Source organism: Polynucleobacter nymphae, assembly GCF_018882155.1.
In the GTDB taxonomy this organism is placed as follows: Bacteria; Pseudomonadota; Gammaproteobacteria; order Burkholderiales; family Burkholderiaceae; genus Polynucleobacter; species Polynucleobacter nymphae.
Genome location: NZ_JACVPA010000001.1, coordinates 1624979 through 1643016 on the forward strand (window position 1 = coordinate 1624979; position 18038 = coordinate 1643016).

Consider the following 18038-nt stretch of genomic DNA (forward strand, 5'->3'; position numbering starts at 1 on the left):
CGTTTAAAAACTCACAGCCCTAAACAGTTTGTTTTAGTAGCTCACGCAGCATATTAGCCATCTGACGAATCTCATCCTCACTCACATTGAGAGCCGGCATAAAACGCAATAAGTTTGGCCTTGGTGAATTAATTAATAGTCCCTCGGGATTGCGCTCACGGGCAAGATCAACTAACTTTCCGCCGACATCTTTGCCCAGCATGAGTGCCCGCAATAAACCTTCACCGCGTTCACCTTCGAGATTAAATTCTGTAGATAGCTTGAGTAGTTCTGATTTGAGCAACTCACCTTTGGCTTTCACGCTAGCCAAAAATCCTGGCGCTAATAATTGCTCAATGACGCTAATGCCTACAGCAGTCATCAGTGGGTTACCGTTATAGGTGCCACCTTGATCGCCCTGTACAAAGCAGGCTACTGCATTCGTTGCCATAAGGGCTGCAAGGGGGACGCCACCACCAATGCCCTTACCTAAGGTCATGATGTCTGGCTCAATTCCGTATTGCTGGTAAGCAAAGAGTGTGCCAGTACGGCCGCACCCAGCCTGTACTTCATCAGCGATTAGCAGAATATTGTTTTCTTTAGTGAACTTGCGCAGTTCGTGCATAAATTCTTTGGTGGCAGGTATCACGCCGCCTTCGCCCTGAATAGGCTCAATCATTACCGCAACGGTTTTATCAGTTACGAGTTTTTTGACAGAATCTAAATCATTTAAATCTGCTTTTGGAAAGCCAGCAACTTGTGGGGCAAACATCGTATCCCAACCAGGTTTTCCAGAAGCACTCATCGTAGCTAATGTGCGACCATGAAAGCTGTGTTCAAAAGTAATGATTTCAAAAGCACCATTTTTATTGAGCTGACCCCACTTACGCGCGAGTTTGATGGCGCCTTCGTTTGCTTCTGCGCCGCTGTTAGCAAAAAAGACTTTATCAAAACAACTATTTTCCGTGAGTAGATTGGATAAGCCAACCATAGGCTCGTTATAAAACGCAGGACTTGGGTTGATTATTTTTTTTGCTTGAGCATTAAGAGCCTCAATCATTCCAGGATTGCTGTGGCCTAAGCAATTGACAGCCCAACCCTGTAAGAAATCTAAATAACGCTTGCCATTGTTATCTGTTATCCATGAGCCTTTACCCTCGACCATAATGACTTCTGGGCGCTTGGTGATGAACATCACTGAATGGGTATCGATTGCTTGAGCTGGCTTATTCATACTTGGTTTAGGTAAATGGGGCTAATGAAGTTTCTATTATCTAACTTTATCGGAGTTTAGTTCGTTGCTAAATCTGCAGCGCTAGTGAATGAGTCCGCAAAGAATTCTTCCTCAGGTAGATGACATTTCGACGAAAAGTCATCTCGTGCTGCATTCACCATCACTGGCGCGCCACAGGCATAGATCTGAAGGTTCTTCATATTGGGATGGTCTGCCATTACGGCCTGGTGGACAAAGCCAGTTCGGCCGGTCCAAGCATCTTCTGCTAAGGCATCTGAGATGACTGGAATGTACTGAAAGCCAGGAATATTTTTTTGCCAAATCTTGCATAAATCATCTAGATAGAGATCGCTGGGCCGGCGCCCACCCCAGTAGAGCTCAATAGGCCTTTGAATCTTTTTAGCCTGCATCTGTTCGATGATGGATTTGATTGGGGCAAGGCCTGTGCCTGCTGCAACAAAAATAATGGGTTTTTTAGAGTCCTCTCTCAGAAAGAAGCTGCCCATAGGCCCTTCGAATCGCAGAATATCTTTTTCTTTTAGGGCGGGGTTTGTGGCCCCAAAGACAAAATCAGTAAATAGGCCACCAGGTAGATGGCGAATATGTATCTCCAGCGGACCTTCTTGATCTGGCGCATTCGCAATTGAGTAGGCACGACGCTGACCATCCTTGAGGAGAAACTCTAGATATTGACCCGCTAGAAATTGAAAACGTTCAGCAGCCGGTAACTGTAATTTCAGAATTGCGACATCGCTGCTTGGCCTCTCAATGACGTTTACTCGGCAAGGCACTTTCCGAATGGCAATATCGCCAGCGCCCTGAACCTCCCGTGCCTCAATCAATAGATCGGAATGGGGGTGGGCGCAACAAAATAAAGCACTGCCAGTGGTCTCATCAGCTTTACTCAAGGCGCTCTCGCTATGCTGGCCATGAGTCACTTGACCTTCTACAACTTTCCCTTTGCAGGAGCCACAAGCACCATTTTTACAGCCATAGGGTAAATTAACGCCTTGACGAAGAGCGGCTTCCAGGAGGGTTTCATCCTGGTTAACAGTAAATTGTTTGCCGCTCTTTTTGAGCGTGACTTGATAAGACACTCTCATTCCTTTCAATAAATCGTTACGATGTTACTTATGCAATCTTTTGGTAAACCTTCAATCCTGATTATTGGCTGCGGTGACATTGGTCTTCGGGTAGCAAAGCAGCTATCCCGTAGTCATCGAGTTTTTGCCTTAACTACTTCGAAGAATCGCTTTCAGGAGTTGAGGGAGGTTGGCGCGACCCCTATTTTGGGTAATCTGGACCAGCCAGAATCTTTATGGCGCTTATCCGATTTAGCTCAAACCGTGATTCATTTAGCGCCACCCCAAAATCAGGGAAGTCGTGATTGCCGAACCCGCAACCTAATCCGAATTTTAGCCCAAGGATCGCATGCCGTCAGGCGCCTGATCTACATCAGCACTACAGGCGTCTATGGCGATCACCAGGGTGCCAAAGTGAGTGAGAGTACCCCAGTCAGCCCTCAGAGCGAGCGCGCTCGCAGAAGGGTTGATGCTGAGCTTGCCTTGCGCTTGTGGGCGCCTGCCCATGGGGTGGCTTTAACCATTTTGCGTGTACCTGGTATTTATGCGGCTGACCGTCTGCCGCTAGAGCGTTTGCAGTCTCAAACTCCAGCACTACGGCCTGAGGAAGATGCGTACTCAAATCATATTCATAGCGAAGATTTGGCAAGGTTAGTTTGTGCAGCGGTGTATCACGGTAAACCACAGCGAGTGATCAATACCTGTGATGGGGGTGAAGCCAAAATGGGCGATTACTTTGATGAGGTAGCTGATGCTTTTGGTCTAGATCGACCACCCAGAATGCCTGCAGAGCAATTGCAAAAAATGGTGAGCCCGATGCTCTGGTCATTTATGCGTGAGTCAAGAAGAGTCACTAACAATCGCTTACATGAACTCAAAACGCCACTTCGTTATCCAAGTGTGACGCATTTCCTAAATACTATTTCCAAGAATCCTTAAGACCAACGGTACGATTAAATACTAGCTTGCCAGGTTTGGAATCAGACTCATCAGCAACAAAGTATCCATGGCGTTCAAATTGAAAACGCTCACCCGGTTTAACTTCTTTCATGCAAGGCTCAAGGTAGGCTGTAATGGTTTGCTTGGAGTGAGGATTAATCGCATCCAAGAAATTCTTATCACCGCTATCAGGATGCGGATCACTAAAGAGGTGATCGTATAAACGGACTTCGCTGGGAATTGCCTCGGCAGCGCTAATCCAGTGAATATTGCCCTTCACCTTATAGTTATTGGAGCCAGGAGTGCCGCTCTTACTGTCGGGGAAGTAGTTTGCATTGATCTGCGTAACGTTGCCAGCGGCATCAGTCTCAAACCCAGTGCATTCAATCACAAAACCATGGCGCAGCCGCACGCGACTACCGGGCTGATCACCCATCGGCGGAAATAATCTAAAGAAACCTTTACTTGGTTCTGTCATGAAGTCATCTGCCTCAATCCACAACTCGCGTGTGAAATGAAATTCGCGATTACCCCATTCAGGATATTGTGGGTGATATGGGGCGGAGCAAGCCTCTTTGGTCGCAGCATCAAAGTTCTGAATAACCAGCTTGAGTGGTTTCAGCACAGCTGTGGCGCGAGGTGCTTTTGCTTCCAGATCATCCCGCAGCGCTTGATCAAGAGTACTCATATCAATCCAGCTATCCGCTTTAGACACTCCAATGCGTTCACAAAACAAACGAATACTTTCTGGGGTGTAACCACGACGACGAATGCCCACAATGGTTGGCATACGCGGATCATCCCAGCCATCAACCTGTTTTTCTTCAACTAGTTGTAATAACTTGCGCTTACTAGTGATGGTGTAGGTGAGGTTGAGGCGGGCAAATTCATATTGATGGGGAACGGGATCTTTAAAAACCCCCAACTCTTTCAGAGAGTTCACTATCCAGTCATAGAGCGGGCGGTTGTTTTCAAACTCGAGAGTACAAATCGAATGAGAAACGTTTTCTAGCGCATCCGAAATACAGTGCGTGAAGTCATACAAGGGGTAGATACACCATTTGCTACCAGTGCGATGGTGATCCGTATGCCTAATGCGGTAGACCACTGGATCGCGCATCACGATATTGGGGTGAGCCATATCAATTTTCAGCCGCAGAACATGTTCACCATCTTTGTATTTGCCATCACACATTTCTCGAAAGAGGGCCAGATTTTCTTCTGGGCTACGGTCGCGGTAAGGGCTATTTTTCCCAGCCTGACTAAAGTTACCGCGATTAGTATGAATGTCATCAGCACTTTGGCTATCAACATAAGCTTTGCCATTCTGAATCAGAATTTGTGCAAACTCATAGAGACGATCAAAGTAATCGCTGGCGTGATAAAGATGGGTGCCCCAATCAAATCCAAGCCATTTGACTGCATCCAAAATGCTGTCGGCATACTCAACATCTTCTTTGACTGGGTTGGTATCATCAAGGCGCATATTGCAACGCGCACCACCAGGCTGATTGTTATAGTCAGCAGCAAGCCCAAAGTTCAGGCAAATACTTTTTGCATGGCCAATATGTAAATAGCCATTAGGCTCAGGCGGAAAACGGGTAATGATTGATGGAATTGCCTCGCCAGCCAAGTTGGTGCGATTAGCAAAAGCACCGCTTGCTAAGTCATGATCAATGATCTGACGTAAGAAGTTGGAGGGCTCAGCTAGGGCGCCAGTACTCGCTTTTGAGGGTTTGCTATCTTGGGACATAGCCACATTGTAGAGAAAAGCCCTGGCCTATAAAGAAAAAGCCCGCAAACTAGTGCGGGCTCGTTCTGCGTAAGACGGTAGAAATTACTCTTCTACGAAAGCCTCTTCACGAGTCTTCTTCACTGCTGGCAAGGCCACGATCACCACTAAGAGGGCGGCTGCAATCAGCAATCCCAGTGAAAGTGGGCGAGTCAGGAAGGTGGTGAAATCACCGCGGGAAAGTAATAGGGCGCGACGGAAGTTCTCTTCCATCATTGGTCCCAGCACGAAACCTAAAAGCAGTGGGGGAGGTTCGCAACCGAGTTTGAAGAAAAGGTAACCAATCAAGCCAAAGCCTGCAGTGACATAGACATCAAAGACAGTATTGTTCACGGTGTACACGCCGATACAGCAGAACACCAAAATTGCTGGGTAGAGGAAGCGATATGGAATCTTTAAGAGCTTGACCCAAATACCGATGAGGGGCAAGTTTAAGAGAATCAACATCACGTTACCAATCCACATCGAAGCAATCAGACCCCAGAACAAGGCTGGGTTACTGGTCATCACTTGTGGACCTGGTTGAATGTTATGAATGGTCATTGCACCAACCATCAAAGCCATCACGGCGTTTGGTGGGATACCCAATGTGAGCAATGGAATAAATGAGGTTTGAGCCGCAGCATTGTTAGCTGCTTCAGGGCCTGCAACACCTTCAATAGCACCCTTACCAAATTCATGACTGTACTTAGAAGACTTTTTCTCAACAGAGTAAGCTCCGAAAGCCGCCAAGGCAGCACCACCGCCGGGCAGAATACCCAAGATAGAACCAATAGTGGTGCCACGCAAGATCGAAGGAATCATGCGCTTAATATCAGTTTTAGTTGGGATCATGGTGGTGAGCTTGTTCAGGAAGCCCTCGTCCTCGCCAGTTTTTTCTAGGTTGCCCATGATTTCTGCGAAACCGAATACTCCCATCGCAACGGCAACAAAGCCGATACCATCACTGAGTTCTGGAATATCAAAGGCATAGCGAGATACACCAGAATTCACGTCAGTTCCAATGATGCCCATTAAGAGACCTAAGATAATCATGCCGATCGCTTTGATCAAAGAGCCTGATGCCAACACAACCGCACCAATCAAACCTAATACCATCAGAGAAAAATATTCAGCAGGACCAAACTTAAATGCAAGCTGTGAAAGTGGTGCAGCAAAAGCAGCCAAAACCAAAGTTGCTACGCAACCTGCAAAGAAGGATCCCACGCCAGCGGTAAATAAGGCGACACCCGCTCGACCATTGCGAGCCATTTGATAGCCGTCGATTGCCGTTACTACCGACGACGTCTCCCCCGGAATATTGAGCAAAATTGCGGTTGTAGATCCACCGTACTGTGAGCCGTAATAAATACCAGCCAACATGATCAAAGCAGCAATCGGAGGCAGCGCATAAGTTGCTGGCAAGAGCATCGCGATGGTGGCGATAGGGCCAAGACCAGGCAATACACCAATGAGTGTTCCCAATACGCAGCCGATGAGGCAGTACAAGAGGTTCTGCAGCGTAAACGCTGTATCGAAACCAAGGGCTAGATTGCTAAATAAGTCCATTTTTAGAGTCCCGGTTCTTTATTGTTGTAGGAATACTGGTAGGAGCGGGAACTGAAGCTTCAGTCCCATGACAAATACTGAATAAGTAAATGCGACTAGGAAAGCGGCATTAATTAATGAGCCCTTCCAAGTAAATTCTTTGCTTGCGCTTGCTGAAACCAGTACTAAAACAACCACAGCAATTAAAAAACCTAAGCGCGGCATTAGCAGGCCATAGAGCACTACCGCGCCAGTAATCTGAGCAATAATCCGCCAATTAAATTTAGGAATCTTCTCGATCACTGCAGTTGCGCTAAAAGACTTCACTAGAACTAGGAGGCCTAATAGGGTCAGTAGGAGGCCCAGAAAAAATGGGAAATAGCCTGGACCCATTTTGGCGGCTGTGCCCATTTGGTATTGGGATGCGACGATGGTGAAGAAGAGGCCAATGACCATATACATGATCCCTGCCCCAAAATCCCGTTGATTGCGAATTTTCAAGTTGTGCTCCTTATGTATCGGCTTAAGTGCCGATCTATTTAATGATGTTGTGCGATTGTAAGGCACCAGGGGGGTCTATTGTCTAGGGTTTGCCCTAGAGGGGTGCCAATGCGATAATTATTGCCATGAAAGTCTCTCAAATTCGCCAGGCATATCTGGATTTCTTTGCCCAAAAAGGCCACCAAATCGTTCCGTCCAGTCCGGTAGTCCCGGGGGATGATCCGACTCTCTTATTTACTAATGCAGGGATGAACCAGTTCAAAGACGTATTTTTAGGCTTTGATAAACGCCCTTACAACCGTGCCACAACTGCTCAAAAGTGTATTCGGGCGGGTGGAAAACATAATGATTTAGACAACGTTGGCTACACCTCACGGCATCACACCTTTTTTGAGATGCTGGGTAACTTCTCGTTTGGGGATTATTTCAAAAAAGATGCAATTCAATTTGCTTGGGATTTGTTGACTCAAGTATTTAAGTTACCCAAGGAAAAACTCTTGGTCACGGTCTATGCCGAAGATGATGAGGCTTATGAGATTTGGAATAAGCAAATTGGCATTCCGGCTGATCGCATTATTCGAATTGGTGATAACAAGGGCGCACGTTACGCCTCTGATAATTTCTGGATGATGGGCGATACCGGTCCTTGCGGTCCTTGTACAGAAATTTTCTATGACCACGGCGAGCATATTCCTGGAGGCCCTCCTGGTAGTCCAGATGAAGATGGCGATCGCTTCATTGAAGTTTGGAATAACGTCTTCATGCAGTTCAACCGCGATGAAGCAGGTGTAATGCATCTACTGCCTAAGCCAAGCGTTGATACAGGTATGGGTCTTGAGCGGATTGCCGCTGTTTTGCAGCACGTGCACTCTAACTATGAGATTGATCTTTTTGTAAATCTACTCAAGGCTTCTAAGGAAGCGGTAGATGCTGCTGGTGGTCAAAACTGCGATGCGCAGAGTCCTTCACTCAAAGTAATTGCTGATCATATTCGTGCCTGCAGCTTTATCGTTGTGGATGGCGTCATTCCAGGTAACGCAGGGCGCGGTTATGTATTGCGTCGTATTGCCCGTCGTGCGATTCGTCATGGCTATAAGCTTGGTGCCCGCAAACCATTCTTCTATCAGTTAGTACCTGCGCTCGTGAAAGAGATGGGGGATGCTTACCCAGAATTACGTGTTGCGCAAGATAAGGTTGGCGAAGTGCTGAAGCAAGAAGAAGAGCGCTTCTTCCAGACTATTGCCAATGGCATGGAAATTTTAGATGGTGCATTAGCAGGTGGCGCTAAGGTGGTTGACGGTGAAACTGCTTTCCGCTTGCATGACACCTTTGGTTTTCCATTGGATTTAACCGCGGATGTTTGTCGTGAACGTGACGTTACTGTCGATGCTCAAGGTTTTGAAGTAGCGATGCAAAAGCAACGTGATCAAGCTAGAGCAGCTGGGAAGTTCAAAGTAGCTCAGGGCTTAGATTACAAAGGGAAGCCAACCCAATTTCATGGTTATGACGCTTTAAGACATGAGGGTGCTAAGGTGACAGCCCTCTATCTAGATGGTTCTGCCGTTCAATCGGTCAAGGCGGGCGATGCTGCAGTAGTGGTGTTGGATAACACTCCTTTCTACGCAGAGTCTGGTGGCCAGGTTGGCGATAAAGGCGAGCTTCGTAATGAGACGGTTCGTTTTGCGGTGGAAGATACCTTCAAGATTCAGGCCGATGTCTTTGGTCATCAGGGGGAGTTGCTTGAGGGCGAGCTCAAGGTTGGCGATGTGCTCAATGCCTTGGTAGATACTCAGCAAAGAACGGATACGATGCGCAATCACAGTGCTACGCATATCTTGCACAAGGCCTTGCGCGAAGTCTTAGGTGATCATGTGCAGCAAAAAGGTTCACTAGTAGACGCCACGAAGACCCGTTTCGACTTTACTCACAATGCTCCGATTACAGCTGAGCAAATTCGCAAAATAGAAGATATTGTCAATCAAGAGATTCTTGAGAATACTGCTACCTCAGGCAAAGTCATGTCTTTAGAGGATGCGCAAAAGACTGGCGCCATGATGCTCTTTGGTGAAAAGTACGGCGAGGAAGTCCGCGTTTTAGAAATTGGCAGCTCGAAAGAGTTGTGTGGTGGCACGCACGTATCTCGTACTGGTGATATCGGTAGCCTCAAGATTGTTTCTGAAGGCGGCGTAGCGGCTGGTATCCGTCGTGTTGAGGCGGTCACTGGTAAGAACGCGCTGCACTTCTTGCACGGTATGGAAGATAAGCTGCATGAAGCTGCAGCGATTCTCAAAACCCATCCAGGGGATTTGGTCAACCGCGTTACCCAATTACAAGAGAGTTTGCGTCAAGCTGAGCGTGAGCTAGAAAAAGTCAATTCTAAGCTGGCAGCGAGTCAAGGAGATGAGTTGGCTGGTCAAGCAATCGATGTGAATGGTCTCAAAGTGCTGGCTGTTCGCATTGATGGTGCTGATGCAGGAGTCTTACGTGAAACTATGGACGCCTTAAAAGCAAAGCTCAAAACTGCTGTAATTGTCCTAGCATCTGTGCAGGGTGATAAGGTGAGCTTAATAGCTGGCGTAACTGCTGACTCTATTAGTAAGGTGAAGGCAGGCGATCTTGTGAACTTTGTGGCTCAGCAAGTGGGTGGTAAAGGCGGTGGTAAGCCGGAGATGGCGATGGCCGGCGGTACTGATTCAAGCAAGTTAAACGCAGCATTAGAAAGTGTTAAAGATTGGGTGGCGAGTAAATGAGCGATCAAAATATTGCATTTAATGCCGAGGTAGATGCGATTGGCATGAATTGCCCTCTACCTATTTTACGTACCAAGAAAGTCTTAGCCACTATGCAATCTGGTGAGGTGCTAAAGATTAAAGCAACCGATGCGGGTGCTGCTCATGACTTTCCAGCATTTGCTAAACAAACTGGTAATGAATTGATTTTTAGCACCACTGAAGGTGATGTCTTAGTTTTCTTCTTAAAAAGAAGATAAGAAGAAGATAAGAATCTTAGGTTAAAGAGCGACTTTTTAAGTAGGCTGCGAAATCAGTCGCTACTTCTGGGTGGCGCAAGGCAAATTCCACTGAAGCCTTGAGGTAGCCAAGCTTGCTACCGCAGTCATAGCGCACACCATCGTATTCATAAGCAAAGACAGGCTCTTGCTTTAACAATGAAGCAATCGCATCAGTCAGTTGGATCTCTCCACCAGCGCCGGGTTTGAGGTTGCGAATATGACTAAAAATATCTGAGGACAGAACATAACGCCCAACAACTGCTAAGTTGGAAGGGGCATCTTTGGGTTGTGGTTTTTCTACGATGCCGTTAAGGCGATAGATGCCTTTAGCTACTTCTGCGCCAGAGACAATGCCATAGGAGCTACTCTTAGCTGGATCAATCTTTTCCACAGCGATAACTGAACCGTTTTGCTCATTAAATACCTTGAGCATTTGCTTTAGTACTGGTGGCTGTCCATCCAATAAGTCATCTGCCAAGATGATGGCAAAAGGCTCATCGCGTACTAATTTCTCAGCACACAAAACTGCATGACCTAAACCCAAGGCTTCAGGTTGACGGACATAGACACAATCAATATGACTAGGTTTAACGCTACGCACAATTTCTAGTAGTGCTTGTTTATTTTTAGCTTCTAGCTCAGCTTCTAGTTCGTATGCTTTATCAAAGTGATCTTCAATGGCACGTTTACTGCGACCGGTAACAAAAATCATTTCAGTAATGCCAGCTGCGATTGCCTCTTCAACCGCATACTGAATTAGAGGCTTATCAACTACATTGAGCATCTCTTTCGGGCTTGCTTTAGTGGCAGGCAGAAAGCGAGTGCCTAAGCCAGCAACGGGAAAGACGGCTTTAGTAACAGCTTGAGTAGTTAATGGCATAAAGGGCTTCCGATCGCTCTGGATTTATTACTGTTTTATTTGAGACGCTCTAATTGTGCAACAAGCTTCTCATGATTCTGCTCAAAACCAGCAAGACGTTGTTTTTCTTGGGCAACAACCTCTTCTGGAGCACGGGCTACAAAGCTTTCATTGGTCAATTTCCCACGGGCTTTAGTAATTTCATTGGCTAGGCGCTCAATTTCCTTGCCGAGTCGAATGCGTTCTGCCGCAACATCCACCTCAATCTTAAGTAATAACTTCAGGTTGCCAACAAGTGCTATTGGTGCGCCAGGAGCATCTTTTTCCAAGCCAGACTCATCGTGATAGATTTTGACTTCAGAGAGTTTGGCTAAGGCGAGCAAGTAAGGCGTAGCTTTTTTGAGGAAAGCTTCTGGTCCGCTAATCCAAAGGGGGACTTTTTGACCAGGTGGTACTTGCATCTCACCACGCAAGTTTCTACAGGCATCCACAATCGCTTTAATCTGGGCTACCCAAGCTTCACTCTGCTCATCGATTTTTTCTGGCTGAGAAATAGGGTAGGGTTGTAGTGCAATGGTTTGCTTGATTTGCTTGGCTAACTCTTTTCCAGACTTTGGCCCAACGGTTTGCCAAAGAGTCTCAGTAATAAATGGGATCAGCGGGTGCGCCATGCGTAAGATAGCTTCCAGAACCCGTAATAGAGTGCGGCGTGTTGCGCGCTGTTGTGCTGGCGTGCCCGTTTGCAACTGTACCTTGGCAAGCTCTAAGTACCAATCACAATATTCATCCCAAACAAATTGATAGATGCTGCTAGCGATGTTGTCAAAGCGATAGTTCTCAAAACCTTTAGCAACTTCAGCCTCAGTTCTTTGTAACTGAGAAACAATCCATTTATCTGCTGGTGAGAAATCCAAGTAACCATCCGGCCCACATTGATTGTCGCAAGGCGCAAAGCCATTGTCTTCATCGCCACCTGGGCAGTTCATGAGAACAAAGCGGGTAGCGTTCCAAAGCTTGTTACAGAAGTTGCGGTAGCCCTCACAACGCTTCTGGTCAAAATTAATATTGCGACCAAGAGAAGCTAAAGATGCAAAGGTAAAGCGTAAAGCATCTGTACCAAATGCAGGAATGCCATCTGGAAACTCTTTCTTGGTTTTCTTACTAATACTCTCTGCTTGTTTGGGATTCATCAAGCCAGTAGTACGCTTGCCTACTAATTCCTCAATCTTGATGCCATCGATCAAATCAATTGGGTCCAAGGTATTACCTTTGGACTTACTCATTTTTTGACCTTCGGCATCACGCACTAAGCCATGAACATAAACAGTATGAAACGGTACTTTTCCAGTGAAGTGACAAGTCATCATCACCATGCGTGCTACCCAGAAGAAGATGATGTCAAAACCAGTAACTAATACTGATGAAGGTAGGAAGTGATTTAAAGCAGGCGTCTCTTCTGGCCAGCCCAGGGAGCTAAAAGGTACGAGCGCTGAACTAAACCAAGTGTCTAGAACATCTGGGTCCCGATTAAGCTTACCGGTATAGCCAGCCGAAGCCGCTTTGGCTTTAGCCTCTTCTTCAGAGCGCGCAACAAAGATCTGGCCATCATCACCATACCAAGCGGGGATTTGATGGCCCCACCAGAGTTGACGCGAGATACACCAGTCTTGAATATTTTCTAGCCACTGGGTGTAAGTATTGATCCAGTTTTCTGGTACGAGCTTAATGTCGCCTTTAGTAACTGCATCTAAAGCAGCGCCAGCGATTGAGGAGCCGGGTTGATATTGGTTATCAGGACTCGGTTTAGACATTGCCACAAACCATTGGTCAGTGAGCATCGGTTCAATAATGGTTTGGGTGCGATCACCACGCGGCACCATGAGTTTGTGTGGCTGAACTTTTTCTAATAAACCTGCGGCATCTAAATCAGCCACTACTTTTTTACGCGCTGCAAAACGTTCCAGACCTTGATAGGTAGCTGGTGCGTTCTCATTAATTTTGGCATCTAATGTCAGGATGTTGATCAATGGTAATTGATGACGCTGTCCAACAGCATAGTCATTAAAGTCATGTGCGGGAGTTACCTTGACTACGCCAGTGCCAAAGTTCAAATCCACATAGTCATCTGCAATGATCGGGATTTGACGGTCACATAAAGGTAAGTTGACTGACTTGCCAATCAGGTGTTTATAGCGTTCGTCTTCTGGATTGACCATGACAGCAACGTCACCCAGCAAGGTTTCGGGGCGGGTGGTAGCAACAGTCAAGTGGCCTAAGCCATCAGTTAATGGATAGCGGATGTGCCACATTGAGCCATCCTCTTCTTCGCTTACTACTTCAAGATCTGATACTGCGGTTCCTAAAACAGGATCCCAGTTCACCAAACGTTTGCCGCGATAAATGAGACCTTGCTCATGCAAACGTACAAATACCTCAACCACTGCCTTGGACATCTTGTTGTCCATTGTGAAATATTCTTTACTCCAATCAATCGAAGCACCTAGGCGACGAATTTGACGAGTGATGGTGTTGCCAGAAGCTTCTTTCCACTCCCATACTTTTTCTAAAAACTTTTCACGACCTAAATCATGACGAGATACTTTTTGCGCATCGAGCTGACGCTCAACCACGATTTGCGTGGCAATACCAGCGTGGTCAGTACCAGGAACCCACAACGTATTTTTGCCAGACATCCGTGCGTGACGAACTAACCCATCCATGATGGTTTGATTAAAGGCGTGACCCATGTGAAGGGTGCCAGTGACGTTCGGGGGTGGCAACTGAATAGAAAAATCCCCTTTGTCTTCAAGCATGGTGGCCTCGGCAATACCCCTGCGTTCCCACTCTGGCCCCCAATAGGCTTCGATTGGGCCAGGCTCATAGGATTTGGCAAGTTCGTCTGCTGAACTGGCTGCTGGTGAATTAGGGGTATTTGAGTCATTTGGCATAAGAGGCAAATTATAATTGGGGCGATGTACTCTGACTTGCTCGCCAACCTCAATCCAGAACAGCGCGAGGCAGTGACCCTCCCGCCTGTCAATGAAAATGGCCAAGCCCAATCAGCCATGATTTTGGCTGGGGCCGGTAGTGGTAAGACCCGCGTCCTCACCACCCGTATAGCTTGGTTGATTCAGACCTGTCAGGTGTCGCCTATTGGTGTCCTAGCAGTGACTTTCACTAATAAGGCTGCCAAAGAGATGATGGTGCGCCTCAGTGCCATGTTGCCAATTAATACCCGAGGCATGTGGATTGGCACTTTTCATGGCCTTTGCAATCGTTTATTGCGAGCCCACCACAAAGAAGCCGGCTTGCCATCGACATTTCAGATCTTAGATACCCAAGACCAGCTTTCTGCCATTAAGCGTCTTTTGAAGGGCTTGAAGGTTGATGATGAAAAGTACCCTCCAAAACAACTGCAGTACTTTATTGCTCATGCAAAAGAGCGCGGACAGCGCGCTAAAGATTTATCGGTCGGTGATGACTTTCAGGAAAAAATGGCGCAACTATATGCGGCCTACGATGAACAATGCCAGCGTGAAGGCGTAGTGGATTTTGCAGAGCTTCTCTTGCGTAGCTATGAATTGCTCAAGCACAGCGAACCCATTCGTACGCATTATCAAGAACGCTTCCGTCATATTTTGATCGATGAGTTTCAGGATACCAACGCCTTGCAATACGCTTGGCTCAAATTATTATCGGGTCATGATGCCAGTCGCATCAATGTGAGTGGCGCTGGAAGTAGTGCAGTCTTTGCTGTTGGTGATGATGATCAAAGTATTTATGCCTTCCGCGGTGCTGACGTTGAGAACATGCGTCTTTACGAAAAGCAGTATCACCCCATGATGGTCAAGTTAGAGCAGAACTATCGCTCACACGGCCATATTTTGGATACAGCAAATCATTTGATTGCAAATAATTCAGAACGTCTTGGTAAAAACCTACGAACCGATGCTGGTCATGGCGAACCAGTCCGCATCTTTGACGCACCAAGCGACCATGCAGAAGCTGCTTGGTTGGTCGATGAGATTAAAGCCTTGATTAGTAGTGGCATTAAGCGCACTGAAATAGCACTGCTTTATCGCAGTAATGCACAGTCTCGCATCATTGAGCATGCCTTGTTCTCGGCAGGCATTCCGTATCGTGTCTATGGCGGATTGCGATTCTTCGAGCGTGCCGAAATTAAGCACGCCCTTGCTTATATGCGCTTACTCGAAAACCCGAATGATGACACCTCTTTTTCGCGGGTAGTCAATTTTCCAACACGGGGTATTGGGGCAAGATCAATTGAAGCATTGCAAGACGCCGCAAGAAGCCAACAGTCTTCCTTGTACACAGCGGCATCTTCCTTAGAAGGTAAGGCTGGTGCCACTCTAGGCGGCTTTGTGCGTTTAGTAGATCATATGCGTGAAGCAACACGTCACAATACTCTTCCTGAAACCGTTGAGTTTGTGATTGGACATAGTGGTTTGATTCAGCATTACCTCTCAGAGCGCGAAGGTCAAGATCGTGTAGAGAACTTACAAGAATTGATTAATGCCGCTACTGCCTTTATTGCAGAAGAGGGTTACGGGCAGGATACTGCTGCAGCGATGCTACCTGGAGAAAATGCTCCCGGCGTTGTTGATATATCACCGTTAGCAGCCTTCCTATCCCATGCTTCGCTAGAGGCGGGCGATAACCAAGCGCAAGCGGGTCAAGATGCAGTGCAATTAATGACAGTTCACTCTGCAAAAGGCTTAGAGTTCACCTCGGTATTTATTACGGGTCTTGAAGAAGGCCTGTTCCCGCATGAGAACAGTATCAATGAGCAGAATGGCTTAGAAGAAGAGCGACGCCTAATGTATGTTGCAATTACTCGCGCTAAAGAGCGTTTGTATTTGTCGCACACTCAGTCACGCATGCTTCATGGCCAAGTGCGCTACAACATGCCATCACGTTTCTTGGAAGAATTACCCTCTGATTCTTTGAAGTGGCTAACACCGAAGGCAAAAGATGCGCGTTGGGGCGGCAGCACTAAATCAGGATCTACTTGGCAGGATGGTTATACCCGCCAGCGCGAGTATGAATCGAATGATTTCTTTGATTCTGGGAGTGAGCATCAAAAACCGGCCAAGCGAGTTGGTTCGGCTTCAACTGAAGTAAAAAGGTTGGCTTCGCCACCACGAGGAAGTTATCCATTCACGATTGGCCAAAACGTATTTCACACGAAGTTTGGTGAAGGCCGAGTTACAGGCTTAGAGGGGGTAGATGCTGATGCACGTGCCCAAGTGAGCTTCAAGCGTCACGGCGTGAAGTGGTTACAACTCAGTATTGCTAAGCTTGCCGCAATTGATTAGTTTGAAATCTCAGTTGATATTTAAGCGGACGGAATGACATCGCCTTCAGTAAAGCAAGCTTTCCACGTTGCATAGAAAGAGCAGTGCATTAAGGTCAAGCCTCCCATGGAAATGGGTGCAATGATGAAAGAGGCCGCCTGACCCAGATCGATTGCATCAAAAAGCATGCCCAGCATTAATGGGATAGCAATCAGAAAAACGCTCCAAATCGCAAGATACAAAAAGAAGGCTGCCTTGTTTGCCCAGCAAGCTAAGAAGCTAGAAAAGAGTGCTTGAGCAACTGGCATATCCGCCCAGGCAACCAAGACTGGGGAGAACCACATCAACATTGCTACTGGGATATAAAGAATCGCTCCAAAGAACAGTACCAAGTAAATTTGACGAAGAGTCTCAGGTGTCATTGGCTTATCGCTTGTCATTAATGGAATGAGTAATTCAAAATCAACCAAGAGACTCAAGGTAAAGCTGAGAACTATAATCAGAACTGCATACACAATGCCTAGTTGTAAGATGCGTTTACGAACAAGGGCGCCAGACTTTAGTGCGATTAAATACACCATCGGACTGATGCGTTCCTTTTGGATAGCTTGCCGACAAGCAGTCATAAAACCTACTGCTAATGTTGGCGTAAGCAGTAAGACCGCAAACACGCCGATTACTGGAATAATGACTGCCAATTGAGCAGCAAAGACATACATAAAGACCAACATCAAGAAGCCCAATGGATTCTGTTTGAAGAGCCAAATGCCTTGTCTAATCCAGGTGTAACCTTCTTTGGGTGCAACAGAGTTCAGTTTCATAGGGATCGACGACTTAAAAGAATACGTTCAAAATGAGTGGGGTCATGGGGCGTTAACATTTGTGCGTCTCTGGGTAAATAAAAGTCCCAAAGGCGGGATACCCAGAAACGTAGAGCTGCAGCACGTAGCATGAGAGGCCAACTTGCTTGCTCTTCTTTGGTAAGAGGGCGGACTGATTGATAGGCTTTCATGAGCGAATCCAAGCGTGCAGGATCTAAGTCCTGTTTATTATCCGCCAGACACCAATCATTCGCAGTGACCGCCAGGTCAAATAACCACTTATCAGTACCAGCGAAATAAAAGTCAAAGAACCCGCCTAGTTGATCATTGGAAGGATCGTTTGATCCCTGAGGATCAAATAAAACGTTATCGCGAAATAGGTCGCAGTGACTGGCACCTTGTGGAATGCTGTCATAAGCAGCTGAGCTGAAAAAGTCTTCTTGGATTGCTAGCTCGTGAGTAAGCAAATCTTTTTGTGATGTATTGAGGTGTGGCAGCACTAGAGGAATCGTTTTTTGCCACCACCCAAGGCTACGAAGATTTTCTTGGATTTTAGAAAAGTCTTTCCCGGCTAAATGCATCTTGGCTAACATCTCGCCAACCATGCTGCAGTGTTTTGCTTCTGGTTGTAGTCTAGATAATCCAGGAAGTTTGCTAACAATTGCCGCAGGTTTACCCTTGAGTGAAAATAGAATGTCACCTTTACGATTCTCGATCGGTTTTGGAACGGGAATACCTTTGTTTGCCAAGTGGCGCATCAATTCTAGGTAATAAGGTAACTGCTGGGCGGACAATCTTTCAAAGATCGTTAGAACATATTCTTCTTTTTTGCCATCCTTGACGGTGTCTAGGAAAAAATTGGAGTTTTCAATACCCCCATGGATTCCACGAATTTCGTTGGCTTGACCAATCTTGAAGTCCTCAGCAATCCAATGGGAAATATCTTTAAGTTCGATCGGGGTAAAAACAGCCATGAAGC

General features: G+C 46.7%; 13 protein-coding genes. 4 read left to right on the forward strand and 9 right to left on the reverse strand.

The window, feature by feature from the left end:
- Positions 1 to 19: 19 nt before the first annotated feature.
- Both ICN29_RS08405 and ICN29_RS08410 read right to left on the reverse strand, forming a co-directional pair.
- Positions 20 to 1213: an acetylornithine transaminase gene (locus ICN29_RS08405; protein ID WP_216131729.1), complete on the reverse strand. Its 1194-nt coding sequence runs from the start codon at positions 1211 to 1213 to the stop codon at positions 20 to 22.
- A gap of 56 nt (positions 1214 to 1269) precedes the next feature.
- Positions 1270 to 2310: a CDP-6-deoxy-delta-3,4-glucoseen reductase gene (locus tag ICN29_RS08410; RefSeq protein ID WP_216131732.1), complete on the reverse strand. Its 1041-nt coding sequence runs from the start codon at positions 2308 to 2310 to the stop codon at positions 1270 to 1272.
- Positions 2311 to 2346: 36 nt separating this feature from the next.
- Here ICN29_RS08410 and ICN29_RS08415 point away from each other — a divergent pair, with 36 nt between their 5' ends.
- Positions 2347 to 3234: an SDR family oxidoreductase gene (locus ICN29_RS08415; protein WP_216132184.1), complete on the forward strand. Its 888-nt coding sequence runs from the start codon at positions 2347 to 2349 to the stop codon at positions 3232 to 3234.
- Here the strand turns inward: ICN29_RS08415 and ICN29_RS08420 are convergent.
- The 3 genes from ICN29_RS08420 to ICN29_RS08430 all read right to left on the reverse strand — a co-directional run bounded on the left by ICN29_RS08420 (position 3215) and on the right by ICN29_RS08430 (position 7054).
- Positions 3215 to 4987, reverse strand: a complete 1773-nt coding sequence (locus tag ICN29_RS08420; RefSeq protein WP_216131735.1) for a glutamine--tRNA ligase/YqeY domain fusion protein — start codon at positions 4985 to 4987, stop codon at positions 3215 to 3217. The two genes, ICN29_RS08415 and ICN29_RS08420, sit on opposite strands and share 20 nt — an antisense overlap.
- An 84-nt stretch (positions 4988 to 5071) precedes the next feature.
- A complete protein-coding gene (locus tag ICN29_RS08425) occupies positions 5072 to 6574 on the reverse strand; it encodes a tripartite tricarboxylate transporter permease (RefSeq protein WP_216131738.1) in 1503 nt (500 codons plus the stop codon).
- An 18-nt stretch (positions 6575 to 6592) separates the two neighbouring features.
- Positions 6593 to 7054: a tripartite tricarboxylate transporter TctB family protein gene (locus ICN29_RS08430; RefSeq protein ID WP_216131740.1), complete on the reverse strand. Its 462-nt coding sequence runs from the start codon at positions 7052 to 7054 to the stop codon at positions 6593 to 6595.
- Positions 7055 to 7179: 125 nt separating this feature from the next.
- Between ICN29_RS08430 and alaS the strand changes: the two genes are divergently transcribed.
- The gene (alaS, locus tag ICN29_RS08435) at positions 7180 to 9804 is read left to right on the forward strand and encodes an alanine--tRNA ligase (protein ID WP_216131743.1); all 2625 of its coding nucleotides are present in this window, start codon (positions 7180 to 7182) and stop codon (positions 9802 to 9804) included.
- 11 nt (positions 9805 to 9815) lie between these two features.
- The gene (locus tag ICN29_RS08440; protein WP_216132187.1) at positions 9816 to 10043 is read left to right on the forward strand and encodes a sulfurtransferase TusA family protein; all 228 of its coding nucleotides are present in this window, start codon (positions 9816 to 9818) and stop codon (positions 10041 to 10043) included.
- Between the two features lie 16 nt (positions 10044 to 10059).
- Here the strand turns inward: ICN29_RS08440 and galU are convergent, their stop codons facing one another.
- Together galU and ICN29_RS08450 are read right to left on the reverse strand one after the other, a co-directional pair.
- Positions 10060 to 10944 (reverse strand): UTP--glucose-1-phosphate uridylyltransferase GalU, encoded by an 885-nt coding sequence (gene galU, locus ICN29_RS08445; protein WP_216131746.1) that lies wholly within the window; start codon positions 10942 to 10944, stop codon positions 10060 to 10062.
- Positions 10945 to 10979: 35 nt separating this feature from the next.
- Positions 10980 to 13871: a valine--tRNA ligase gene (locus tag ICN29_RS08450; RefSeq protein ID WP_216131749.1), complete on the reverse strand. Its 2892-nt coding sequence runs from the start codon at positions 13869 to 13871 to the stop codon at positions 10980 to 10982.
- 24 nt (positions 13872 to 13895) lie between these two features.
- On the opposite strand from ICN29_RS08450, the gene ICN29_RS08455 reads away from it, so the two are divergent.
- Entirely contained in the window at positions 13896 to 16259 is a 2364-nt protein-coding gene (locus ICN29_RS08455; RefSeq protein WP_216131752.1) for a UvrD-helicase domain-containing protein, read from the forward strand.
- Between the two features lie 20 nt (positions 16260 to 16279).
- Here the strand turns inward: ICN29_RS08455 and ICN29_RS08460 are convergent, their stop codons facing one another.
- Complete coding sequence (locus ICN29_RS08460; protein ID WP_216131755.1) at positions 16280 to 17059, reverse strand: BPSS1780 family membrane protein; 780 nt, start codon at positions 17057 to 17059, stop codon at positions 16280 to 16282.
- On the reverse strand, positions 17056 to 18033 hold the full coding sequence (locus ICN29_RS08465; protein WP_216131758.1) for a homoserine kinase: 978 nt from the start codon (positions 18031 to 18033) through the stop codon (positions 17056 to 17058). Before ICN29_RS08465 ends, ICN29_RS08460 begins: the two co-directional genes overlap by 4 nt.
- Positions 18034 to 18038 lie beyond the last annotated feature (5 nt).

Excerpts from the sequence above, each read along its gene's own strand:
- ICN29_RS08405 (WP_216131729.1), bottom strand. The coding sequence starts at position 1,213 with ATGAATAAGCCAGCTCAAGCAATCGATACCCATTCAGTGATGTTCATC.
- ICN29_RS08415 (WP_216132184.1), top strand. The coding sequence starts at position 2,347 with ATGCAATCTTTTGGTAAACCTTCAATCCTGATTATTGGCTGCGGTGAC.
- ICN29_RS08420 (WP_216131735.1), bottom strand. The coding sequence starts at position 4,987 with ATGTCCCAAGATAGCAAACCCTCAAAAGCGAGTACTGGCGCCCTAGCT.
- ICN29_RS08425 (WP_216131738.1), bottom strand. The coding sequence starts at position 6,574 with ATGGACTTATTTAGCAATCTAGCCCTTGGTTTCGATACAGCGTTTACG.
- alaS (WP_216131743.1), top strand. The coding sequence starts at position 7,180 with ATGAAAGTCTCTCAAATTCGCCAGGCATATCTGGATTTCTTTGCCCAA.
- galU (WP_216131746.1), bottom strand. The coding sequence starts at position 10,944 with ATGCCATTAACTACTCAAGCTGTTACTAAAGCCGTCTTTCCCGTTGCT.
- ICN29_RS08450 (WP_216131749.1), bottom strand. The coding sequence starts at position 13,871 with ATGCCAAATGACTCAAATACCCCTAATTCACCAGCAGCCAGTTCAGCA.
- ICN29_RS08455 (WP_216131752.1), top strand. The coding sequence starts at position 13,896 with ATGTACTCTGACTTGCTCGCCAACCTCAATCCAGAACAGCGCGAGGCA.
- ICN29_RS08460 (WP_216131755.1), bottom strand. The coding sequence starts at position 17,059 with ATGAAACTGAACTCTGTTGCACCCAAAGAAGGTTACACCTGGATTAGA.
- ICN29_RS08465 (WP_216131758.1), bottom strand. The coding sequence starts at position 18,033 with ATGGCTGTTTTTACCCCGATCGAACTTAAAGATATTTCCCATTGGATT.